This window comes from Micromonospora humi, from assembly GCF_900090105.1.
Taxonomy (GTDB): Bacteria; Actinomycetota; Actinomycetes; order Mycobacteriales; family Micromonosporaceae; genus Micromonospora; species Micromonospora humi.
In genome coordinates this window covers 87,979-104,648 of the sequence record NZ_FMDM01000013.1, presented here as the reverse complement: position 1 = coordinate 104,648, position 16,670 = coordinate 87,979, and the positions used below count along the sequence as shown (strand labels likewise).

The window sequence follows — 16,670 nt, the reverse complement described above, 5'->3', positions numbered from 1 at the left end:
TTACCGTGCAGGGGTGAGGGGGCAGCGGCTGGTGGCCGCGCTGACGACAGCGCTGCTGGCCGGCTGCGGGCCGGCCGTCGCGACCTCCGACCCGGTCCCGGCCACCGTCCGGCCCGCGCCCGAGCACCCGTACGCGGTGGGCATGCGCCAGTTCACCGTCGACCCCGACGGCCCCCGACCCCTGCCGGTCACCGTCTGGTACCCGGTGGACCCGCCGGCCTCCCCCGGCCGGACCACGTCCCGCACCGCGCCCGGTCCGGCCGCCGACAGCCCCTCCTCCGCCACGGTGCCCGCGCCGCCCTCCGCCGATCCGGCCGCCGACAGCCCTTCCTCCGCCACGGTGCCCGCGCCGTCCTCCGCCGATCCGGCCGCCGACAGCCCTTCCTCCGGCACCGTGCCCGCGCCGCCCTCCTCCGATCCGGCCGCCGACGTGGCCTCCCACGCGGCGCCCGCACCCGGCCGGTCCGGGTCGGGTCGACCGGCCGTCGCGCCGAGCCCCGGCACGAAGACCGGGCCGAGGGTGTGGGCCGGGGCGCCGGTGGCCGCCGGACGGTTCCCGGTGGTCGTCTACAGCCACGGGCTGCGCAGCCTCCCCGCGCTGCACGCGCCGCTGACCAGCCGCTGGGCGGCCGCCGGCCTGGTGGTGGTCGCGCCCGCCTATCCGCGTACCAACCGGCGGGCCCGGACCTTCAGCCGCGATGACGTCCGCAACCAACCGGCCGACGCCTGGCGGCTGGTCCGCCACCTCGTCCGGCTGAGCACCCGCCCCGGTGACCCGCTCGGCGCACACCTGGCCATGGACCGGCTCGCCGCCGCCGGGCACTCGGCGGGTGGCCACACCACCCTCGGCATGTTCGGATCCGCACCACCGGTCCCGCTGCGGGCAGCCATCGTGATCGCCGGTGGCCGACCGGTCGTCGGCCCGGTCCGGCCGCTCGCACCGGTGCTGTTCGTACACGGCACCGCCGACCGGATCGTCCCGCAGTCGATCGGCCGGGCCGCGTACGCCCGCTGTCTCGGGCCGGCCGCGTTCCTCAGCCTGCGCGGCCAGGGCCACGGCGAGTACCTGGGGCCCGGTCGGCCGGGTTTCCCGGAGGTGCTCGCCACCACCACCGACTTCCTCCGCTGGACGCTCTACGGCGACCGGGCCGCCCTGCGCCGCCTCCCCGCCGACGCCACCACGCCCGGCGTCACCGCCTTCACCACCCGCTCCTTCCCCGCCTGACCCGGGCACCCTGTCGCCGGCCGCCCGTACCCGTCGCCGGGTGTTAACAGGGGGCCCCGCCTCTACCGGGAGCGTTAACAGGGGGCCCCTCCTTCACCCCGGCGGCGGTAGCGTTGCCGCGATGGACGAGGTGACCGGGCGGCAACTGGACGCGATCCGTGAGGTGGTCGACCTGGCCGGCGCGGCCGGGATCGAGGTCTGGCTGCGGGGCGGCTGGGCGATGGACTTCCACCTCGGCGCGGTGAGCCGCCCGCACGTCGACGTCGACTGGTACTGCTGGCGGCACGACGCCGACGGGCTGGCCACCCTGCTCCGTGGGTGGGGCTGGCGTCCCGATCCCCGGATGCCGGCCGCGAAGCAGCTCGACCTGATCCACGACGACGTGGAACTGAGCTTCGCCTACCTGGCGCGGGATCCGGCCGGCCGGGTGGTCGTCGGCGCCGGGCCGTGGGCCGGCACCGCCCTGCCGGACGGGATGCTGGCCGCTCCGCCCGGCCGGATCGGCTCGCTGGTGGCACCGGTGATCAGTGTCACCGCGCAGATCGAGTTCAAGGAGATGTTCCCGGTCTGGATGCCGGAGCGTCCCCGCCGCGCCAAGGACGCCGCCGACGTGGCCCGCCTCCGAGCGTCGGTCGGCGACCGTCCACCGGCCTGACCCGCCGCACCGCCCCCACGAGGTGTTAAGCGGGGGCCCCGCCTCTACCGCAGGCGTTAAGAAGGGGCCCCTCCTTCAGATCGCGAGGCACAATCGGGTTCATGCGCCATCGTCTCGTTGCCGTTGCGCTGCTCGGCGTCGGTCTGGCCGGCTGTTCCGGGCCGCCGGCTGCCCCGGCCGGGCGGCCCGCTCCCGACAGCCCGCCGCGGGCCACCACGCCCGGTCCGCGGGTAGCCGCCGGCACGGCGCCCACGAACAGCTTCGCGGTCGGGGTACGCCAGCTGAAGCTGACCCGCGACGGCGACCGGCCGCTGCCGGTGACGCTGTGGTACCCGGCGACGGGCGCGGCCGGCGGCACGGCCGAGCGGTCCGCCCGGGCGGCCACCGGGCGGTTCCCGGTGGTGCTGTTCAGCCACGGCCTGGGCGCCCGGCCGGAGGACTACCAGGTGCTGCTGACCCGCTGGGCGGCGGCCGGGTTCGTGGTCGCCGCGCCGCGCTTCCCGCACACCTCCCGGGGCGGTGACGGCAACCCGCTGGACGTGCTCAACCAGCCGGCCGACGTGTCGTACGTGTTGACCCGGGTGCTCGCGCTCGGGGAGACGGCGGGGGACCCGCTGCGCGGCCGGCTGGATCCGGAACGGGTCGCCGCGACCGGGCACAGCGCCGGTGGGGTGACCACGATCGGGCTGTTCACCACCGGCCGGGACGAGCGGTTGGACGCCGGGATCGTGTTCGCCGGCACCGCGCTCGGCGTGGGCACCGCGTTCGCCGGCGCGGCGGCGCCGCAGTTGTTCGTGCACGGCGAGGCCGACGAGGTGGTGTCCTACGCCGCCGGCAAGGCCGTCTTCGACGCGGTCCCGTGGCCGAAGGCGATGCTCAGCCTGCCGAAGGGTGACCACGGTCGGGCGTTGCTCGGCGACGGGAAGGCGCTGCGGGTGGTCGCCGACACCACCGTCGAGTTCCTCCGCTGGACCCTCTACGGCGATCCCGCCGCGAAGAAGCGCCTCCCTGCCGACGCGACTCGTGGCGGCGTCGCCACCCTCGACGACCGGCTGTAAGGCGGGGCCCCCGCTTAACGCCTGCGGTAGAGGCGGGGGCCCCGCTTAACACCTCACGCCGTGTGGTCGACGACCACCTTGCCGAAGACGTCGCCGGAGTGCAGCCGCGCGAACGCCTCGTCGATCCGGCTGAACGGCACGACCCGGTCCACCACCGGGCGGACCCCGTGCTCGGCGCAGAACGCGAGCAGCTCGGCCAACTCGTCCGGGGTGCCCATGGAGGTGCCGAGGATCTCCAGCTGCATGGCGAAGACGCGGCGCAGGTTGACAGTGGGCTCGTGCCCGGCGGTGGCGCCGGAGACCACGATCCGGGCCATCGGGGCGGCCGACTTCAGCGAGTGGTCGAAGGTGGCCGCGCCGACCGTCTCGATCACCACGTCGACCCGCTCCGGCAGCCGGGCGCCGGGCTCCAGCGCGGTGGCGCCCAGTTCGGCGATCCGCTCCCGCTTCGCGGCGTCGCGGCTGGTCGCGTACACCCGCTTGCCGAGCGCGACGGCGAGCGCGACCGCCGCGGTGGCCACGCCACCCCCGGCGCCCTGGACCAGCACCGACTCGCCGTCGGCGACCCGGCCCTTGGTGGTGAGCATCCGCCACGCGGTGAGCCAGGCCGTGGGCAGGCACGCCGCGTCGGTGGCCGACAGGCCGTCGGGCAGCGGCAGCAGGTTCGTCCGGGGTACGGCGACCAGCTCGGCGAACGTGCCCTGGTAGTGCTCGGAGAGGATGGAGACCCCGCGCGGGTCGCCCGGGGTGGGCACGACCGGGTAGAGGACCATCTCGTTGCCGTCCGGGTCGGTGCCGACCGCGTCGCAGCCCAGGATCATCGGGAGCTGGTCGGCGGTGAGGCCCACGCCGCGCAGCGACCAGAGGTCGTGGTGGTTGAGCGAGCTGGCCCGCACCCGCACGGTGACCCAGTCGTCCTGCGGGTGGGTCGGCTCGGGGCGGTCGCCGACGGCGAGCGCGGCGAGCGGGTTGTCGGCGTCGAAGGCCGAGGCATAGGCAGCACGCATGATCGGCACGGTAACAAGCTGAGCGGGCGTTAAGAAGGGGCCCTTCCTCTACCGGAGGCGTTAAGGAGGGGTCCCTCCTTACACCTCAGCGGCGGGCGACCCCGTCGCGGCGGGCGGCGTCGGCCACCGCCGAGGCGACCGCGGGGGCGACGCGCGGGTCGAGCGGGGACGGCACGATCGCGTCCGCGGTCAGCGACTCGGCGACCACGCCGGCGATGGCGTCGGCGGCGGCCACCTTCATCGCGTCGGTGATCCGGGTGGCCCCGGCGTCCAGCGCGCCGCGGAACACCCCGGGGAACGCCAGCACGTTGTTGATCTGGTTGGGGTAGTCGCTGCGCCCGGTGGCGACCACCGCGACGTGCCGGCCGGCCACCTCGGGGTGCACCTCCGGGGTGGGGTTGGCCAGCGCGAACACGATGCCGCCGGGGGCCATGCCGGCCACCGCCGCCTCGGGGATCTGGCCGCCGGAGACGCCGATCAGCACGTCCGCGTCGCGCAGCGCCTCGGTGACGTCGCCCTGGCGGCCGTCGGCGTTGGTGAGGTCGGCCAGCTCGGCCTTGGTGCCGGTGAGTTCGCGGTGCCGGCCGATGATGCCGCGCGAGTCGCACACCACCACCCGGGCCGGGTCGACGCCGCCGGCGATCAGCATCTTGGTCACCGCCACCCCGGCCGCGCCGGCGCCGCTGACCGCCACCCGCAGGTCGCCGAGCTTGCGGTTGAGCAGCGTCGCCGCGTTGCGCAGCGCGGCCAGCACCACGATCGCGGTGCCGTGCTGGTCGTCGTGGAAGACCGGGATGTCGAGCGCCTCGTCCAGCCGGCGTTCCACCTCGAAGCAGCGGGGCGCGCTGATGTCCTCCAGGTTGATCCCGCCGAACGAGGGCGCGAGCGCCTTCACCGTCGCGACGATCTCGTCCACGTCCTGGGTGTCCAGGCAGACCGGCACCGCGTCCACGCCGGCGAACTGCTTGAACAGCACGGCCTTGCCCTCCATCACGGGCAGTGCGGCACGCGGGCCGATGTTGCCCAGGCCGAGCACGGCGGAGCCGTCGGTGACCACGGCGACGGTGTGCGACACCCAGGTGTAGGTGTCGGCGAGGGTGGGGTCGGCGGCGATCGCCTCGCACACCCGGGCCACCCCCGGGGTGTACGCGAGGGAGAGGTCCTCCCGGCTGGTCAGCGGCACGGTGGAGGCGACGGCCATCTTGCCGCCGACGTGCAGTCGGAAGACGGGATCGGCGGGGTCCGGGGTGGACGCAGACATGGTGACTCCAGGATCTGTCGAGCAGACGGACCGGCCGGCGCGGTCAGCGGAGGTCAGCGACCGGCGGGGCGGCGGTGCGGGGGGTCACCCGGGCACTTTCCGAGCATAGTCACGCACCGGCTCCCAGGATGTGAGCGGGGTCATATCCATCACCACCCCTGTCCGCCCCTGATCCGGCCGGGGCGCGGCCACCAGCGGAGCACCACCCGGCCGCGCACGTCGGCCACCCCGTACGCCCGGGAGTCGTCGGTGACCAGGTCGTTGTCGCCGCGCAGCCACCAGCCGCCGTCCCGCGGCTCGACCGCCCGCTTGACCACCAGCAGGTCGGGGCGGCTGCGGAAGACCGCGATCACCACGTCGCCGGCGCGGACCGGGCGGCCACCGGTGCGGACCAGCACCGCGTCGCCGTGGCGCAGCGTCGGCGACATGGACGGGCCGGTGATCAGGACGGGCAGCACGGGTTTCACCTCCCGCCCGCTGGAAAGCATCTCCAGGAGTAATGTCGTCTTGGATCATCGCAAACATCCCGTGGAGGACCCTGATGCGCCTTCCTCGCATCCTCATGCCCCGTACGACCGCCAGTGCCCACTGTGACCTGCCCTGCGGCGTCTACGACCCGGCTCAGGCCCGGATCGAGGCCGAGTCGGTCAAAATGATCTGCGAGAAGTACCAGGCGAACACCGACCCGGAGTTCCGCACCCGCGCCATCCTGATCAAGGAGCAGCGGGCCGACCTGGTCAAGCACCACCTGTGGGTGCTCTGGACCGACTACTTCAAGCCGCAGCACTTCGAGAAGTACCCGCACCTGCACCAGCTCTTCAACGAGGCCACCAAGCTGGCCGGTGCGGCCGGCGCCAAGGGCGGCACCGACCCGGCCAAGGCCGACGAGTTGCTCTCGAAGATCGACGAGATCTCCAAGATCTTCTGGGAGACCAAGCAGGCGTGACGTCGCCCGCCACGGCACCGACGATCCGGCCGGTACGTCCCGAGGACGTGCCGGCCGTCGTCGTCATGGTGCACGAACTCGCCGCGTACGAGCGCGCCCCGGAGCAGTGCCACCTGACCGACGACCAGCTCCACACCGCACTGTTCGGTCCGCAGCCGGCGCTGTTCGGACACGTCGCGGTGGACGCCGCGGACCACCCGGTGGGCTTCGCCCTCTGGTTCCTCAACTTCTCCACCTGGGCCGGCGTGCACGGCATCTACCTGGAGGATCTCTATGTCCGGCCGGACGCCCGGGGCAGCGGCGCCGGTCGGCTGCTGCTGGCCGCCCTGGCCGCGATCTGCGTCGAGCGTGGCTACCGGCGACTCGAGTGGTGGATGATCAACTGGAATCCGGCGGCCCGCTTCTACGCCGCGATCGGCGCCACGCCGATGGACGAGTGGACGCCGTACCGGCTGGCCGGGGCCGCGCTGCGCGACCTCGCCGCACAGGCGACGCCCGCACCCACGCGCCCGGCCGCCTGACCGGGTAGAGTCCCGCACCGGGGGGATGAGCCGTGACTCAACTGACCGGGCAGCCGACGACGGATGACGACGTCGTGCACCTCACCGTGCCCGCCGACGGTGGCTACCTCGGCGTGCTCCGCACCGCCACGGCCGGGCTCGCGGCCCGACTCCAGTTCGCCCTCGACGAGATCGAGGACCTGCGCATCGCGGTCGACGAGGCGTGCGCCATGCTGCTCGCCATCGCCACCCGTGACGCCGAGTTGGAGTGCCGCTTCGCGGTCACCGAGGACGCGCTCACCGTCGAGGTGACCGTGCCGACCGTGCGCGGGGCCACGCTCCCGTCCGAGTCGTCCTTCGCCTGGAAGGTGCTCACCGCGTTGACCACCTCGGCGGGTGCCCGGGCGGCCGACGGCCGGGCCACCATCTCGCTGCTGACCCGCCGCTCCGGCGGCTTCTGACCGGTCCGGGCCGGGGGTCGCGCCGGCCCGCTGCGATCGGCCACGGCGCGGAGGCACCGGTGGGCGGTCAGCGGCCGGCCGGGTCGCCGAAGCCGAGCGCCCGGTTCGTCGGGCCGCTGACCAGCAGCCCGGCCACGCCGAGCCCGAGCGCCATCAGCGGCACGCCGAGCCAGCCCATCCCGCCCTGGATCATGAAGAACCCGATCGGCATCAGCATGAGCTGGAGCACGATGGCGGGCGCGCGGGCACCGGCCCGGCGGCGTGACAACGCCCCACCGAGCGCCCAGAGGGCCGCCGCGCCGCCGACCGCGAACGCGGTCACCAGCAGCGCGGAGGTCAGGTCGGTGGTGGTCGCGGTGAGATCCGACCAGATCAGCCACACCGCGACCAGCCCGAGCGCCACCGCCTCGGCGCGCAGCAGGAGCACCGCCGCGCGGAGCGGGCCGGGGACCGGGTCGGAGTCGATCGTCACGGCCGCCACGATACCGGTGGGTAGGCGCGGTAATGTGCCGCCCATGCGGGCCGTCCTGGTGGTCAATCCGAAGGCCACCACCACAAGCGAGCGCAGCCGGGACGTGCTGGTCCGGGCTCTGCGCAGTGAAGTCGACCTGTCGGTGCGCTACACCCGCCGACGGGGCCACGCCATGGATCTGGCCCGGGAGGCCGCCCAGGAGGGTGTGGACCTGGTCGTCACGCTCGGCGGTGACGGCACGGTCAACGAGGTGGTCAACGGGTTGATGGCGGCGGAGCCGCCGACGTTCCGCACCGGGCCGACGTCGGCCGAGCGGCTGCCGGCGCTGGCCACCGTCCCGGGCGGCTCGACGAACGTCTTCGCCCGCGCCCTCGGCCTGCCGCGGGAGTGGCCGGACGGCACCAGCATGATCCTGGAGGGGCTGCGGCTGGGCCGTTCGCGCACCATCGGCCTGGGCCGGGCGGACGACCGCTACTTCACGTTCTGCGCGGGCTTCGGGCTCGACGCGGCCGTCATCCGCCGGGTGGAGCAGGCCCGCAAGCGTGGGCGCGTCTCCACGCCGGCGCTCTACTTCCGCTCCACCGCGAGCCAGTACTTCGTCGGCTCGGACCGCCGCCACCCGTCGATCACGTTGGAGCGCCCCGGTGAGGCCCCGGCGACCGAGCTGGCGACCGCCATCATCCAGAACACCGCACCGTGGACCTTCCTCGGCGACCGGGAGATCAACCCGAATCCGGAGGCGTCGTTCGACCTCGGGCTCGACGTGCTCGCCATCCGGCAGCTCAAGGTGGCGAGCACCGCACGGACGGTGACCCAGTTCTTCTCCCGGCAGCCCGATCCGCACGGCAAGCAGGTGCTCCGGTTGCACGACCTGTCGGAGTTCACGCTGGTCACGACGCGGCCGCTGCCGTTCCAGCTGGACGGCGACTATCTCGGCGAACGGGAAAAAGTCAGATTCACCTCCGTGCCGGCCGCACTGAGAGTAATCTGCTAGGTCTCGGGTATCCCCGTCGGTTGACGCGGACCCCCCACCGCAGAGGGTGAGGTGGCCGCCACGCCGAGGAAGGGTGCCGGAAATGTCAGCAACGTCACGCAGACCGTACTATATTGATCCTCGACTGTGGCACGCCGGGTAACGAGAGCCCTCGCAAACCGGGACAAATGGGTGGTGAGCCCGCTCACTGTTCGGAGTTTTTCCGAGCGTCACCCTTGACATCGCTGTAGTTCGTGAAAGTATTCACAAGCGAACTCGTGTTACCGCGACATTGCCTGGATATGCTCGTCAGGTTGAGCTGTTCCAGCAGGTCCGGGGGCCAGCAGCCTGCTCACGCAGCGCCGAATTGACGGATGCTGACCGTCACCGATCGGCAATGCGGATGCATATAGGAATAGCAACAAAGCGTTATCCAGCCATCCACTAAGAATGAGGAGTGTTGCCGCCATGGACTGGCGCCACGATTCGGTCTGCCGCGACGAGGACCCGGAGCTGTTCTTCCCGATCGGGACGTCCGGTCCGGCCCTCCTGCAGGTGGAGCAGGCGAAGGCCGTCTGCCGGCGCTGCCCCGTGACCGACCAGTGCCTGCAGTGGGCGCTGGAGTCCGGTCAGGACGCCGGCGTCTGGGGCGGGATGAGCGAGGAGGAGCGCCGCGCGGTCAAGCGCCGCGGCGGTCTCCGGGTGCTGCGCGCTCACTCCGCCTGACCCACATCACACGCGAACGCCCCGGCCGGGATCCCGGCCGGGGCGTCGCGCTGTCCGCTCCGGTCAGTCCGTTGCCGCCGTCACCCGTCGACGCACCAGGTCGGCCAGTTCCGGCAGGTCGGTGAGCGGTTCGGCGACCGCCACCGCGCCGGCCGAGCGGGCCGCCGCGCGTACCCCGTCGTGGAACCGGCCCGGGGCCAGGAAGTAGGCAGCCACCGCGACCCGGCGGGCGCCCGCCGCGCGCAGCCGCGTCACCGCGCCGCCGACCTCCGGGGGCGCCGCCGAGGCGTACGAGACGCGGCAGGGCACGCCCAGGCCGGCGCCGAGCGCCGCGGCCACCCGGCCCACCGACGCGCGGGCCCCGGGATCGCGGGTGCCGGCCGCGGCCAGCACCACCGCGTCCGCGTCCGCGCCGGCCGCCTCGCCCAGCCGGCGCCGCAGCGCGGCCAGCAACCGGCCGTCGACCACGCCGTCGGACGGCCCCAGCACCTCCGTCACCCGCACGTCGAGGTCGACGCCCGCCGACGCCACCGCCGCCGGGATGTCCACCTTCCGGTGGTACGCGGCGGTCAGCAGCAACGGCACCAGGACCACCCGGGAGTGCCCGTCGGCGGCCAGGTCGCGCAGCACGCCGGCCGGCCCGGGATCGGTGTGGTCGAGCCAGCTCGGCCGCACCGGCCGGCCCGGGCAGGCGGTGGCCACCGCCCGCGCCAACGCCCGGGTCGCCTCCGCCGCGCGCGGATCACGGCTGCCGTGCGCCACCAGCACCACGGGCGGCGCGCCCGTCAGGTGTGCAGGCCGCACTCGGTCTTCTCGAACATCGCCCACCGGCCGGCCCGGGGGTCCTCCCCCGCCTTCGTCCGGCGGGTGCACGGCCAGCAGCCGATCGAGCCGTAGCCCCGGGCGAACAGCTCGTTGACCGGGATGTCGTGGCGGGCCACGTACGCGTCCACCTCGCGCTGCGTCCAGGCCGCGATCGGGTTCACCTTGACCTTGCCGCGTCGCGGGTCGAACCCGACCACCGGCGTGTTGGCCCGGGTCGGCGACTCGTCCCGGCGCAGCCCGGCGGCCCAGGCGTCGTACCCGGCCAGCGCCCGCTCCAACGGCTCCACCTTGCGCAACTGGCAGCACTCGTCCGGGGACCTGTTGAACAGGCGCGGGCCGTACTGGCCGTCCTGCTGGCCGACCGTCATCCGGGGCCGGATCGAGCGGACCCGCACCGGCATCCGCCGGGCCACCTCGTCGCGGACCCGGAGCGTCTCCGGGAAGTGCAGGCCGGTGTCCAGGAACACCACGTCGACGCCGGGCGCGACCCGGGACACCAGGTGCGCCACCACGCCGTCCGCCATCGAGCTGGTCACGCAGAACCGGTCGCCGAACGTCTGCGCCGCCCAGCGGGCGATCTCCAACGCGGGCGCGTCGGCCAGCTCCCGCCCGGCCTCCTCGGCCAGCGCGCGCAGCTCCTCCGGATCCCGCCGGGCCTCGTCCGCCGGGGCGGTCGCGGTCGCGCCGACCAGACCCAGGCCGGCGGCGGAGAGCAGGCCGGTCACCGGTTCACCGCCCGGCTCAGCAGGCCGGTGAACTTCACCGAGAAGACCCGCGCGCAGGCGTGGCACTCCCAGGCGCCGTGGCCGGCCTCGTGCGGTCGCAGGTCCTCCTCGCCGCAGTACGGGCAGTAGAGAGGCGCAGATCGGGCATCACTCATCGGAGTTCCTCCTCGTCGACTCTGATCACCCAGTTGGCGAAGCTCTCGCCGTCGCTCCGGCCGGCCAGATAGCGGCGGGCCAGCCGTTCCACGTACTCCGGAAGCTCGTCGGCGGTGGTCTTCAGGCCGCGCAGCTTGCGCCCGAAGCCGGCGGTCTGCCCGGCGGCCATGCCGAGCCCGCCGCCGAGGTGCACCTGGAAGCCCTCGACCTGCCGGCCGTCCGGGCCGACCACGAGCTGGCCCTTGAGCCCGATGTCCGCGACCTGGGTGCGGGCGCAGGCGTTCGGGCAGCCGTTGAGGTGGATGGAGATGTCCGCGTCGAAGTCGCGCAGCCGCTCCTCCAGCCGGGCCACCAGCTCCTCGCCGCGCCGCTTCGTCTCCACGATGGCCAGCTTGCAGAACTCGATGCCGGTGCAGGCCATGGTGCCGCGCCGCCAGGCCGACGGCCGGGCCTCCAGGCCGATCCCCCGCAGCGCCGTCACCAGCTCCTCGGTCCGCTCCGGCGCCACGTCCAGCACGAGCAGTTTCTGGTACGGCGTGAGCCGCACCCGGTCGCTGCCGTGCGCCTCCACCACGTCGGCCAGCGCGGCGAGCTGGGTGCCGGAGACCCGACCCACCACCGGGGCCGCCCCCACGTAGTTGGCGCCGTCGCGCTGCGGGTGCACGCCGATGTGGTCGACCGGCTTCGCCGGCAGCTCCGCGGCCGGCCCGTCGAGCAGGGCCCGACCCAGGTAGTCCTTCTCCAGCACCTCGCGGAACCGCTCCACGCCCCAGTCGGCGACCAGGAACTTCAGCCGGGCCCGGTTGCGCAGCCGGCGGTAGCCGTAGTCGCGGAAGATGCCGACCACGCCGGCCCACACGTCCGGCACCTCGTGCAGCGGCACCCAGACGCCGAGCCGCTTGGCCAGCATCGGGTTGGTGGAGAGCCCGCCGCCGACCCACACGTCGAAGCCCGGCCCGTGCTCCGGGTGGTCCACCCCGAGCAGCGCGATGTCGTTCGCCTCGTACGGGGTGTCGACGAGCCAGGAGATCGAGGTCTTGAACTTGCGGGGCAGGTTGGAGAACTGCTTGTCGCCGACGTACCGGCGGACGATCTCGTCGATCGCGGGGGTGGGGTCGAGCAGCTCGTCGCGGGCCACCCCGGCGACCGGGCTGCCGAGCACGATCCGCGGGCAGTCCCCGCACGCCTCGGTGGTCTGCAGGCCGACCGCCTCCAGCCGGCGCCAGATCTCCGGCATGTCCTCGACCCGGATCCAGTGGTACTGGATGTTCTGCCGGTCGGTGATGTCGGCGGTGTCCCGGGCGAACTCCCGGGAGATCTCCGCGATCACCCGGAGCTGCGCCAGGCTGAGCTGGCCGCCGTCCACCCGCACCCGGAGCATGAAGAACTCGTCCTCCAGCTCGTGCGGCTCCAGCACGGCGGTGCGTCCGCCGTCGATGCCGGCCTTGCGCTGGGTGTAGAGGCCCCACCAGCGGAACCGGCCGCGCAGGTCCTGCGGGTCGATCGAGGCGAAACCCCGGTGGGCGTAGATGTTCTCGATCCGGTCCCGCACGTTCAGCGGGTCGTCGTCCTTCTTGATCCGCTCGTTGGGGTTGAGCGGCTCGCGGTGCCCGAGCGCCCACTGGCCCTCGCCACGCGGCCGACGGGGCGCCCGGGCGGCGGGAGCCGGCTGGTCCGGGCGGGTGGGGGTGCTGCTGACCGCCATCGCGGCGTCCTCCGTTTGTCTGCTGCGGTGCCTGGGAGCGCGGACGCGACGGCCGGCCCTTCAGGGGCCGTGGACGGCGATGTCGATGACGGCCGGCGCGGATACGCGCCCGAGACGGATGGGTCGGGCGTCGTCAGTGGGCCGGACAGATCGCGCTGCGCACGCGGCCGTAGTCGACGTGGCGACGGGCCACGAAGCGGCGGACGACAGCGGCGGTCATGCGCCTCATGCTGCCACACCACGGCAGGCCCGACCACCGCCAGGCCCGCCGATCCCACATCACGGGCCAACGCCGCCCAGATCGACGCCCGTCCACCCCCCACCCCTCGTGACCAGCGTCACTCCCACCCCACCCCTCCCTCCCTTGAGGTGATCAAGGAGTTCGGGTCGGCGGAGGGCTCTCCCCGGGACGCGAACTCCTTGGTCGACTCCGTCGAGGCAACCGCGCCGGGGTGGAATCGGCGGAGCGGGGTGGTGGGGGCGGGTGGGCGTGTGACGCTGCGGGGTGTGAGCGGTTACGCCGAGCCCGCGCCGTCCCGAGTCCGCCTCGGCTGGCCGGTGTGGGCGGTCCCCGGCCTGCTCACGCTCGCGGTCACGCTGGTCGGGATCGGCCACGCGCAGCTCTGGCGGGACGAGTTGGCCACCTGGAGCGCCGCCACCCGCCCCCTTCCCGACCTGGCCCGCCTGACCGGCACCATCGACGCCGCCACCGGCCCGTACTACCTGCTCATGCACGCCTGGACCGCGCTGGCCGGCACCTCGCCCACCGCGCTGCGCCTGCCCTCCGCGCTCGCCATGGCCGGTGCCGCCGCACTGACCGCCCGCCTCGGCGCGCGGCTCGCCGGTGACCGGGCCGGGCTGCTGGCCGGACTGCTGTTCAGCGTGCTGCCGGCCACCTCGCGGTACGGCCAGGAGGCCCGCCCGTACGCGCTCGCCACGCTGCTCGCCGTGCTCGCCACGCTGCTGCTGGTCGACGGACTGCGCCGGCCGACGTGGCGGCGCTGGGCCGGGTACGCCGTCGCGGTCGCCGCGCTCGGCCTGCTCCACCTCATCGCGCTCACCCTGCTCGCCGCGCACGCCGTGGCGGTGCTGCTGACCACCGCACGCGGCCCGGCCGCCGCCGGCCTCGACCCACCCACCCAGCCCTCACCCCCACAGCGTCCCACCCGCCCCGGACGCCGACCGGGAGTGGAACGCCATGGGTGTCACGGCACCCGGGAGACACCCATGGCGTTCCACTCACCGGCGACATCGACCGCGGGTGGAACGCCATGGGTGTCACCGCACGCGGCGAGCAGCGAGCACGACGCGAGCGAGGATCGCGACGCGAACCCAACCGACGGCCCGGGAACGCAGCCGAGGGACGTGGGCGGCACGGATCGGGGCGACCCCGGGACACCGGTGACCGGCCGGCGAGTGCTCGCGTGGTGGCTGCTGGCGCTGGTGCCGGCCGTCGTGCTCGTCGTCCCGCTGGCACTTGTCGCCCGGGGCCAGCGCGGCCGGCAGCTCGACTGGGTGGACCCGGCGCGCCTGCCGGATCTGGCCTCGCTGCCCGGCGGGCTGGCGCAGAGCGGCGCGGTCGGTGGGTTCGTGCTGGCTCTCGCCGCGCTCGGCGCGGTCCGGCTCGGTCGGCGGGCGCTGCTGCCCGGGGCGGCGGTGCTGCTGCCGGTGCTGCTGCTCTTCGCCGCCGGCACGGTGGTGCCGCTCTGGGTGACCCGCTACCTGGTCTTCATCCTGCCGTTCGCCTGCCTGCCGGCCGGGGCCGCGCTGGCCGGACCGGCGCCGGCCGGCGCCGGTCCCGCCGCGGCGGGACCGCCCGAACCAGGACCAGCGCGAACCAGCCCGACCCGAACACCACCGCCCGGACCGGGAGCGGCCGGCAGGGGATCGGACGGCAGGGGATCGGACGGCAGGGGGCTCGCGGCGGCGGTGGCCGTGGTCGCCCTGGCCGGGCTGCTCGGCCTGCCCGACCAGGCGGCGCTGCGCCGGACCCACGAGTGGCCTCGCAGCGCCCCGGTCGACTACGCGGGCGCGGCCGGGATCGTGGCCGGAGGCCGGCGTCCGGGAGACGCGATCGTCTACTCGCCCCGCGACGGGTGGCTCTTTCCGGACCTCGGCCTGGCGTACCACCTGGGGTCGCGGCGACCGCGTGACGTGCTGGTGGTGCGCGACCAGCGGGCGAACGCGAGCCTCTGGGCCGTCGAGTGCGGCGACCCGGCCCGCTGCCTGGCCGGCGTGGACCGGGTCTGGCTGGTGGTCACCGGTCGCCGGGCGGACCCGCTGGCGGCGGTGCCCGGGGTCAAGGGCGAGGCGCTGCGCGACGGCTTCACGGTCCGCCAGGTCTGGCCCCGCCCGGGCCTCACGGTGGCCCTGCTCGCCAGGTGAACGCCCGGACCGTCGCCGACCCGAGGCTCAGCCGGACAGGCGGTCGGTGGTGCCCCGGGCCAGCGGGACGACGAGGACCGCCTCGGTGCCGCCGGCCGCGCCGTCACGCAGCGCGATGGTGCCGCGCAGCTCGCCCGTGACGAGCGCCCGGACGATCTGGAGCCCGAGGTTGCCGCCGCGCTCGGCGTCGAACTGGCCGGGCAGGCCCCGGCCGTTGTCGGTGACCGAGACGTGCAGTTCCTTGCGCAGCCGGTGCACCGAGACCACCACCTCGGGTCGCGGCGCGTCGGCCGGTGCGGGTTCCGCCTCCTCGTCGGCCGGCGGGAAGCCGTGCTCGACGGCGTTGAGCAGCAGCTCGTTGAGGACCATCACCAGCGAGGTGGCGATCTCGGCGGGCAGTATGCCGAAGCTGCCCCTACGGCGCATGCCGACGGTCACCTCGGTGGCGGCCACCTCGGTCGCGGCGCTGGCCACCCGGTCCACGATGCCGTCGAACTCCACCGCCTCGTCGCTGGACATGGAGAGCGTCTCGTGCACCAGCGCGATGGAGGCGACCCGGCGTACCGACTCCTCCAGCGCGACCCGCGCCTCGGGCATGGCCACCCGGCGGGCCTGGAGGCGCAGCAGCGCGGCGACGGTCTGCAGGTTGTTCTTCACCCGGTGGTGGATCTCCCGGATGGTGGCGTCCTTGGTGATCAGCGCGCGGTCGCGGCGGCGTACCTCGGTGATGTCGCGGACCAGCACCAGCGCGCCGATCGGCACCCCGGCGGGCATCAGCGGCAGCGCCCGGGTCAGCATGGTGGCGCCCCGGGCGTCGATCTCCCGCCGGGGCGGTGCCTCGCCGCGCAGCGCGGCGAGCACCGCGTTGCCCGCCTCGGTGCCGTCGAGGGGGTCGCCGGCCAGCCGGCGGTGCAGCTTGGCCAGGTCCTCCCCGACCAGGTGGGACGCGTAACCCAGCCGGCGGTACGCGGACTGGGCGTTCGGGCTGGCGTAGGTGACCTTGCCGTTGGCGTCCAGCCGCACCAGGCCGTCGCCGACCCGGGGCGCGGAGGTGGTCTCGCCCGGGTGCCGGGGCGGCGGGAACGTGCCGTCGGCGATCATCTGGGCGAGGTCGTCGGCGGTGGTCAGGTAGTTCAGTTCGAGCTGGCTCGGGGTGCGCGCGGTGGAGAGGTTGGTGTCCCGGCCGACCACGGCGATGACCTCGCCGTTCTCCCCGTCGCCGGTGCGCAGCCGCACCGGGATGGCCTCGTGCCGGGCCGGCACGTCGCCGTACCAGACCGGGTCGCCCTCCCGCCAGATCCGCCCCTGCCGGTGGGCGACCTCCAGGTGCGCCACCTCGGGGCCGCCGACGATCCGGCCGACCTGGTCGTCCAGGTAGGCGGTCGGGGCGGTGGTCGGGCGCACCTGGGCCACGCAGAGGAAGGTGCCGTCGCCGTCCACCGGCACCCAGAGCAGCAGGTCGGCGAAGGACAGGTCGGACAGCAGCTGCCAGTCACCGGCGATGCGGTGCAGGTGGTCGATGTCGGCCGGCCGGAGCGCGGTGTGCTCCTCGGCGAGGTCACGGAGGGTGGACACGCCCCACAGCGTGCC

The 16,670-nt window shown here is 74.3% G+C and carries 18 protein-coding genes; 9 read left to right on the top strand and 9 right to left on the bottom strand.

From position 1 onward, the window contains the following. The first annotated feature begins 13 nt into the window (after positions 1-13). From GA0070213_RS23285 to GA0070213_RS23275, 3 genes are all read left to right on the top strand, one after another. Positions 14-1,225: an alpha/beta hydrolase family protein gene (locus GA0070213_RS23285; protein WP_091068773.1), complete on the top strand. Its 1,212-nt coding sequence runs from the start codon at positions 14-16 to the stop codon at positions 1,223-1,225. Between the two features lie 121 nt (positions 1,226-1,346). Beyond that, positions 1,347-1,880: a nucleotidyltransferase domain-containing protein gene (locus tag GA0070213_RS23280; protein WP_091068770.1), complete on the top strand. Its 534-nt coding sequence runs from the start codon at positions 1,347-1,349 to the stop codon at positions 1,878-1,880. A gap of 101 nt (positions 1,881-1,981) precedes the next feature. Beyond that, positions 1,982-2,938 (top strand): alpha/beta hydrolase family protein, encoded by a 957-nt coding sequence (locus tag GA0070213_RS23275; RefSeq protein WP_091068767.1) that lies wholly within the window; start codon positions 1,982-1,984, stop codon positions 2,936-2,938. A 53-nt stretch (positions 2,939-2,991) separates the two neighbouring features. Here the strand turns inward: GA0070213_RS23275 and GA0070213_RS23270 are convergent, their stop codons facing one another. The 3 genes from GA0070213_RS23270 to GA0070213_RS23260 form a co-directional block, all read right to left on the bottom strand. Next, entirely contained in the window at positions 2,992-3,954 is a 963-nt protein-coding gene (locus GA0070213_RS23270) for a zinc-binding dehydrogenase (protein ID WP_175441455.1), read from the bottom strand. Between the two features lie 76 nt (positions 3,955-4,030). Further along, positions 4,031-5,206, bottom strand: coding sequence for an NAD(P)-dependent malic enzyme (locus GA0070213_RS23265; RefSeq protein WP_091068763.1), 1,176 nt, complete (start codon positions 5,204-5,206; stop codon positions 4,031-4,033). Between the two features lie 149 nt (positions 5,207-5,355). After that, positions 5,356-5,694, bottom strand: a complete 339-nt coding sequence (locus GA0070213_RS23260) for a S26 family signal peptidase (protein WP_091068760.1) — start codon at positions 5,692-5,694, stop codon at positions 5,356-5,358. A gap of 53 nt (positions 5,695-5,747) precedes the next feature. Here GA0070213_RS23260 and sodN point away from each other — a divergent pair, with 53 nt between their 5' ends. From sodN to GA0070213_RS23245, 3 genes are read left to right on the top strand one after another with little or no spacing between them, the layout of a single operon-like run. Continuing rightward, positions 5,748-6,152 (top strand): superoxide dismutase, Ni, encoded by a 405-nt coding sequence (gene sodN, locus GA0070213_RS23255; protein WP_091068755.1) that lies wholly within the window; start codon positions 5,748-5,750, stop codon positions 6,150-6,152. After that, positions 6,149-6,673, top strand: coding sequence for a GNAT family N-acetyltransferase (locus GA0070213_RS23250; RefSeq protein ID WP_091068751.1), 525 nt, complete (start codon positions 6,149-6,151; stop codon positions 6,671-6,673). Before sodN ends, GA0070213_RS23250 begins: the two co-directional genes overlap by 4 nt. Before the next feature lie 32 nt (positions 6,674-6,705). Next, positions 6,706-7,113: an ATP-binding protein gene (locus GA0070213_RS23245; protein ID WP_091068748.1), complete on the top strand. Its 408-nt coding sequence runs from the start codon at positions 6,706-6,708 to the stop codon at positions 7,111-7,113. Between the two features lie 67 nt (positions 7,114-7,180). Here GA0070213_RS23245 and GA0070213_RS23240 read toward each other — a convergent pair whose 3' ends face one another. Beyond that, on the bottom strand, positions 7,181-7,585 hold the full coding sequence (locus GA0070213_RS23240; protein ID WP_091069081.1) for a hypothetical protein: 405 nt from the start codon (positions 7,583-7,585) through the stop codon (positions 7,181-7,183). A 43-nt stretch (positions 7,586-7,628) separates the two neighbouring features. Between GA0070213_RS23240 and GA0070213_RS23235 the strand changes: the two genes are divergently transcribed. Together GA0070213_RS23235 and GA0070213_RS23230 are read left to right on the top strand one after the other, a co-directional pair. Beyond that, positions 7,629-8,579 carry a diacylglycerol/lipid kinase family protein gene (locus GA0070213_RS23235; protein ID WP_091068745.1) on the top strand — a complete coding sequence of 317 codons (951 nt, stop codon included), beginning with the start codon at positions 7,629-7,631 and terminating at the stop codon, positions 8,577-8,579. Between the two features lie 447 nt (positions 8,580-9,026). Further along, positions 9,027-9,284 (top strand): WhiB family transcriptional regulator, encoded by a 258-nt coding sequence (locus GA0070213_RS23230; RefSeq protein WP_013288358.1) that lies wholly within the window; start codon positions 9,027-9,029, stop codon positions 9,282-9,284. Between the two features lie 63 nt (positions 9,285-9,347). On the opposite strand, the gene GA0070213_RS23225 is transcribed toward GA0070213_RS23230, so the two are convergent. From GA0070213_RS23225 to GA0070213_RS23215, 4 genes are read right to left on the bottom strand one after another with little or no spacing between them, the layout of a single operon-like run. Beyond that, a complete protein-coding gene (locus GA0070213_RS23225; protein ID WP_175441454.1) occupies positions 9,348-10,088 on the bottom strand; it encodes a sirohydrochlorin chelatase in 741 nt (246 codons plus the stop codon). Further along, on the bottom strand, positions 10,070-10,834 hold the full coding sequence (locus GA0070213_RS23220) for a phosphoadenylyl-sulfate reductase (RefSeq protein WP_091068738.1): 765 nt from the start codon (positions 10,832-10,834) through the stop codon (positions 10,070-10,072). The genes GA0070213_RS23225 and GA0070213_RS23220 overlap by 19 nt, the downstream gene beginning before the upstream one ends. After that, positions 10,831-10,989 (bottom strand): IS1 family transposase, encoded by a 159-nt coding sequence (locus GA0070213_RS31210; protein WP_139128717.1) that lies wholly within the window; start codon positions 10,987-10,989, stop codon positions 10,831-10,833. Before GA0070213_RS31210 ends, GA0070213_RS23220 begins: the two co-directional genes overlap by 4 nt. Next, positions 10,986-12,695, bottom strand: a complete 1,710-nt coding sequence (locus tag GA0070213_RS23215; protein ID WP_091068736.1) for a nitrite/sulfite reductase — start codon at positions 12,693-12,695, stop codon at positions 10,986-10,988. Before GA0070213_RS23215 ends, GA0070213_RS31210 begins: the two co-directional genes overlap by 4 nt. Positions 12,696-13,202: 507 nt before the next feature. Here GA0070213_RS23215 and GA0070213_RS23210 point away from each other — a divergent pair. Next, the gene (locus tag GA0070213_RS23210; RefSeq protein ID WP_091069078.1) at positions 13,203-15,080 is read left to right on the top strand and encodes a glycosyltransferase family 39 protein; all 1,878 of its coding nucleotides are present in this window, start codon (positions 13,203-13,205) and stop codon (positions 15,078-15,080) included. 27 nt (positions 15,081-15,107) lie between these two features. Here GA0070213_RS23210 and GA0070213_RS23205 read toward each other — a convergent pair whose 3' ends face one another. Beyond that, a complete protein-coding gene (locus GA0070213_RS23205) occupies positions 15,108-16,655 on the bottom strand; it encodes a PAS domain-containing sensor histidine kinase (RefSeq protein WP_091068732.1) in 1,548 nt (515 codons plus the stop codon). Positions 16,656-16,670 lie beyond the last annotated feature (15 nt).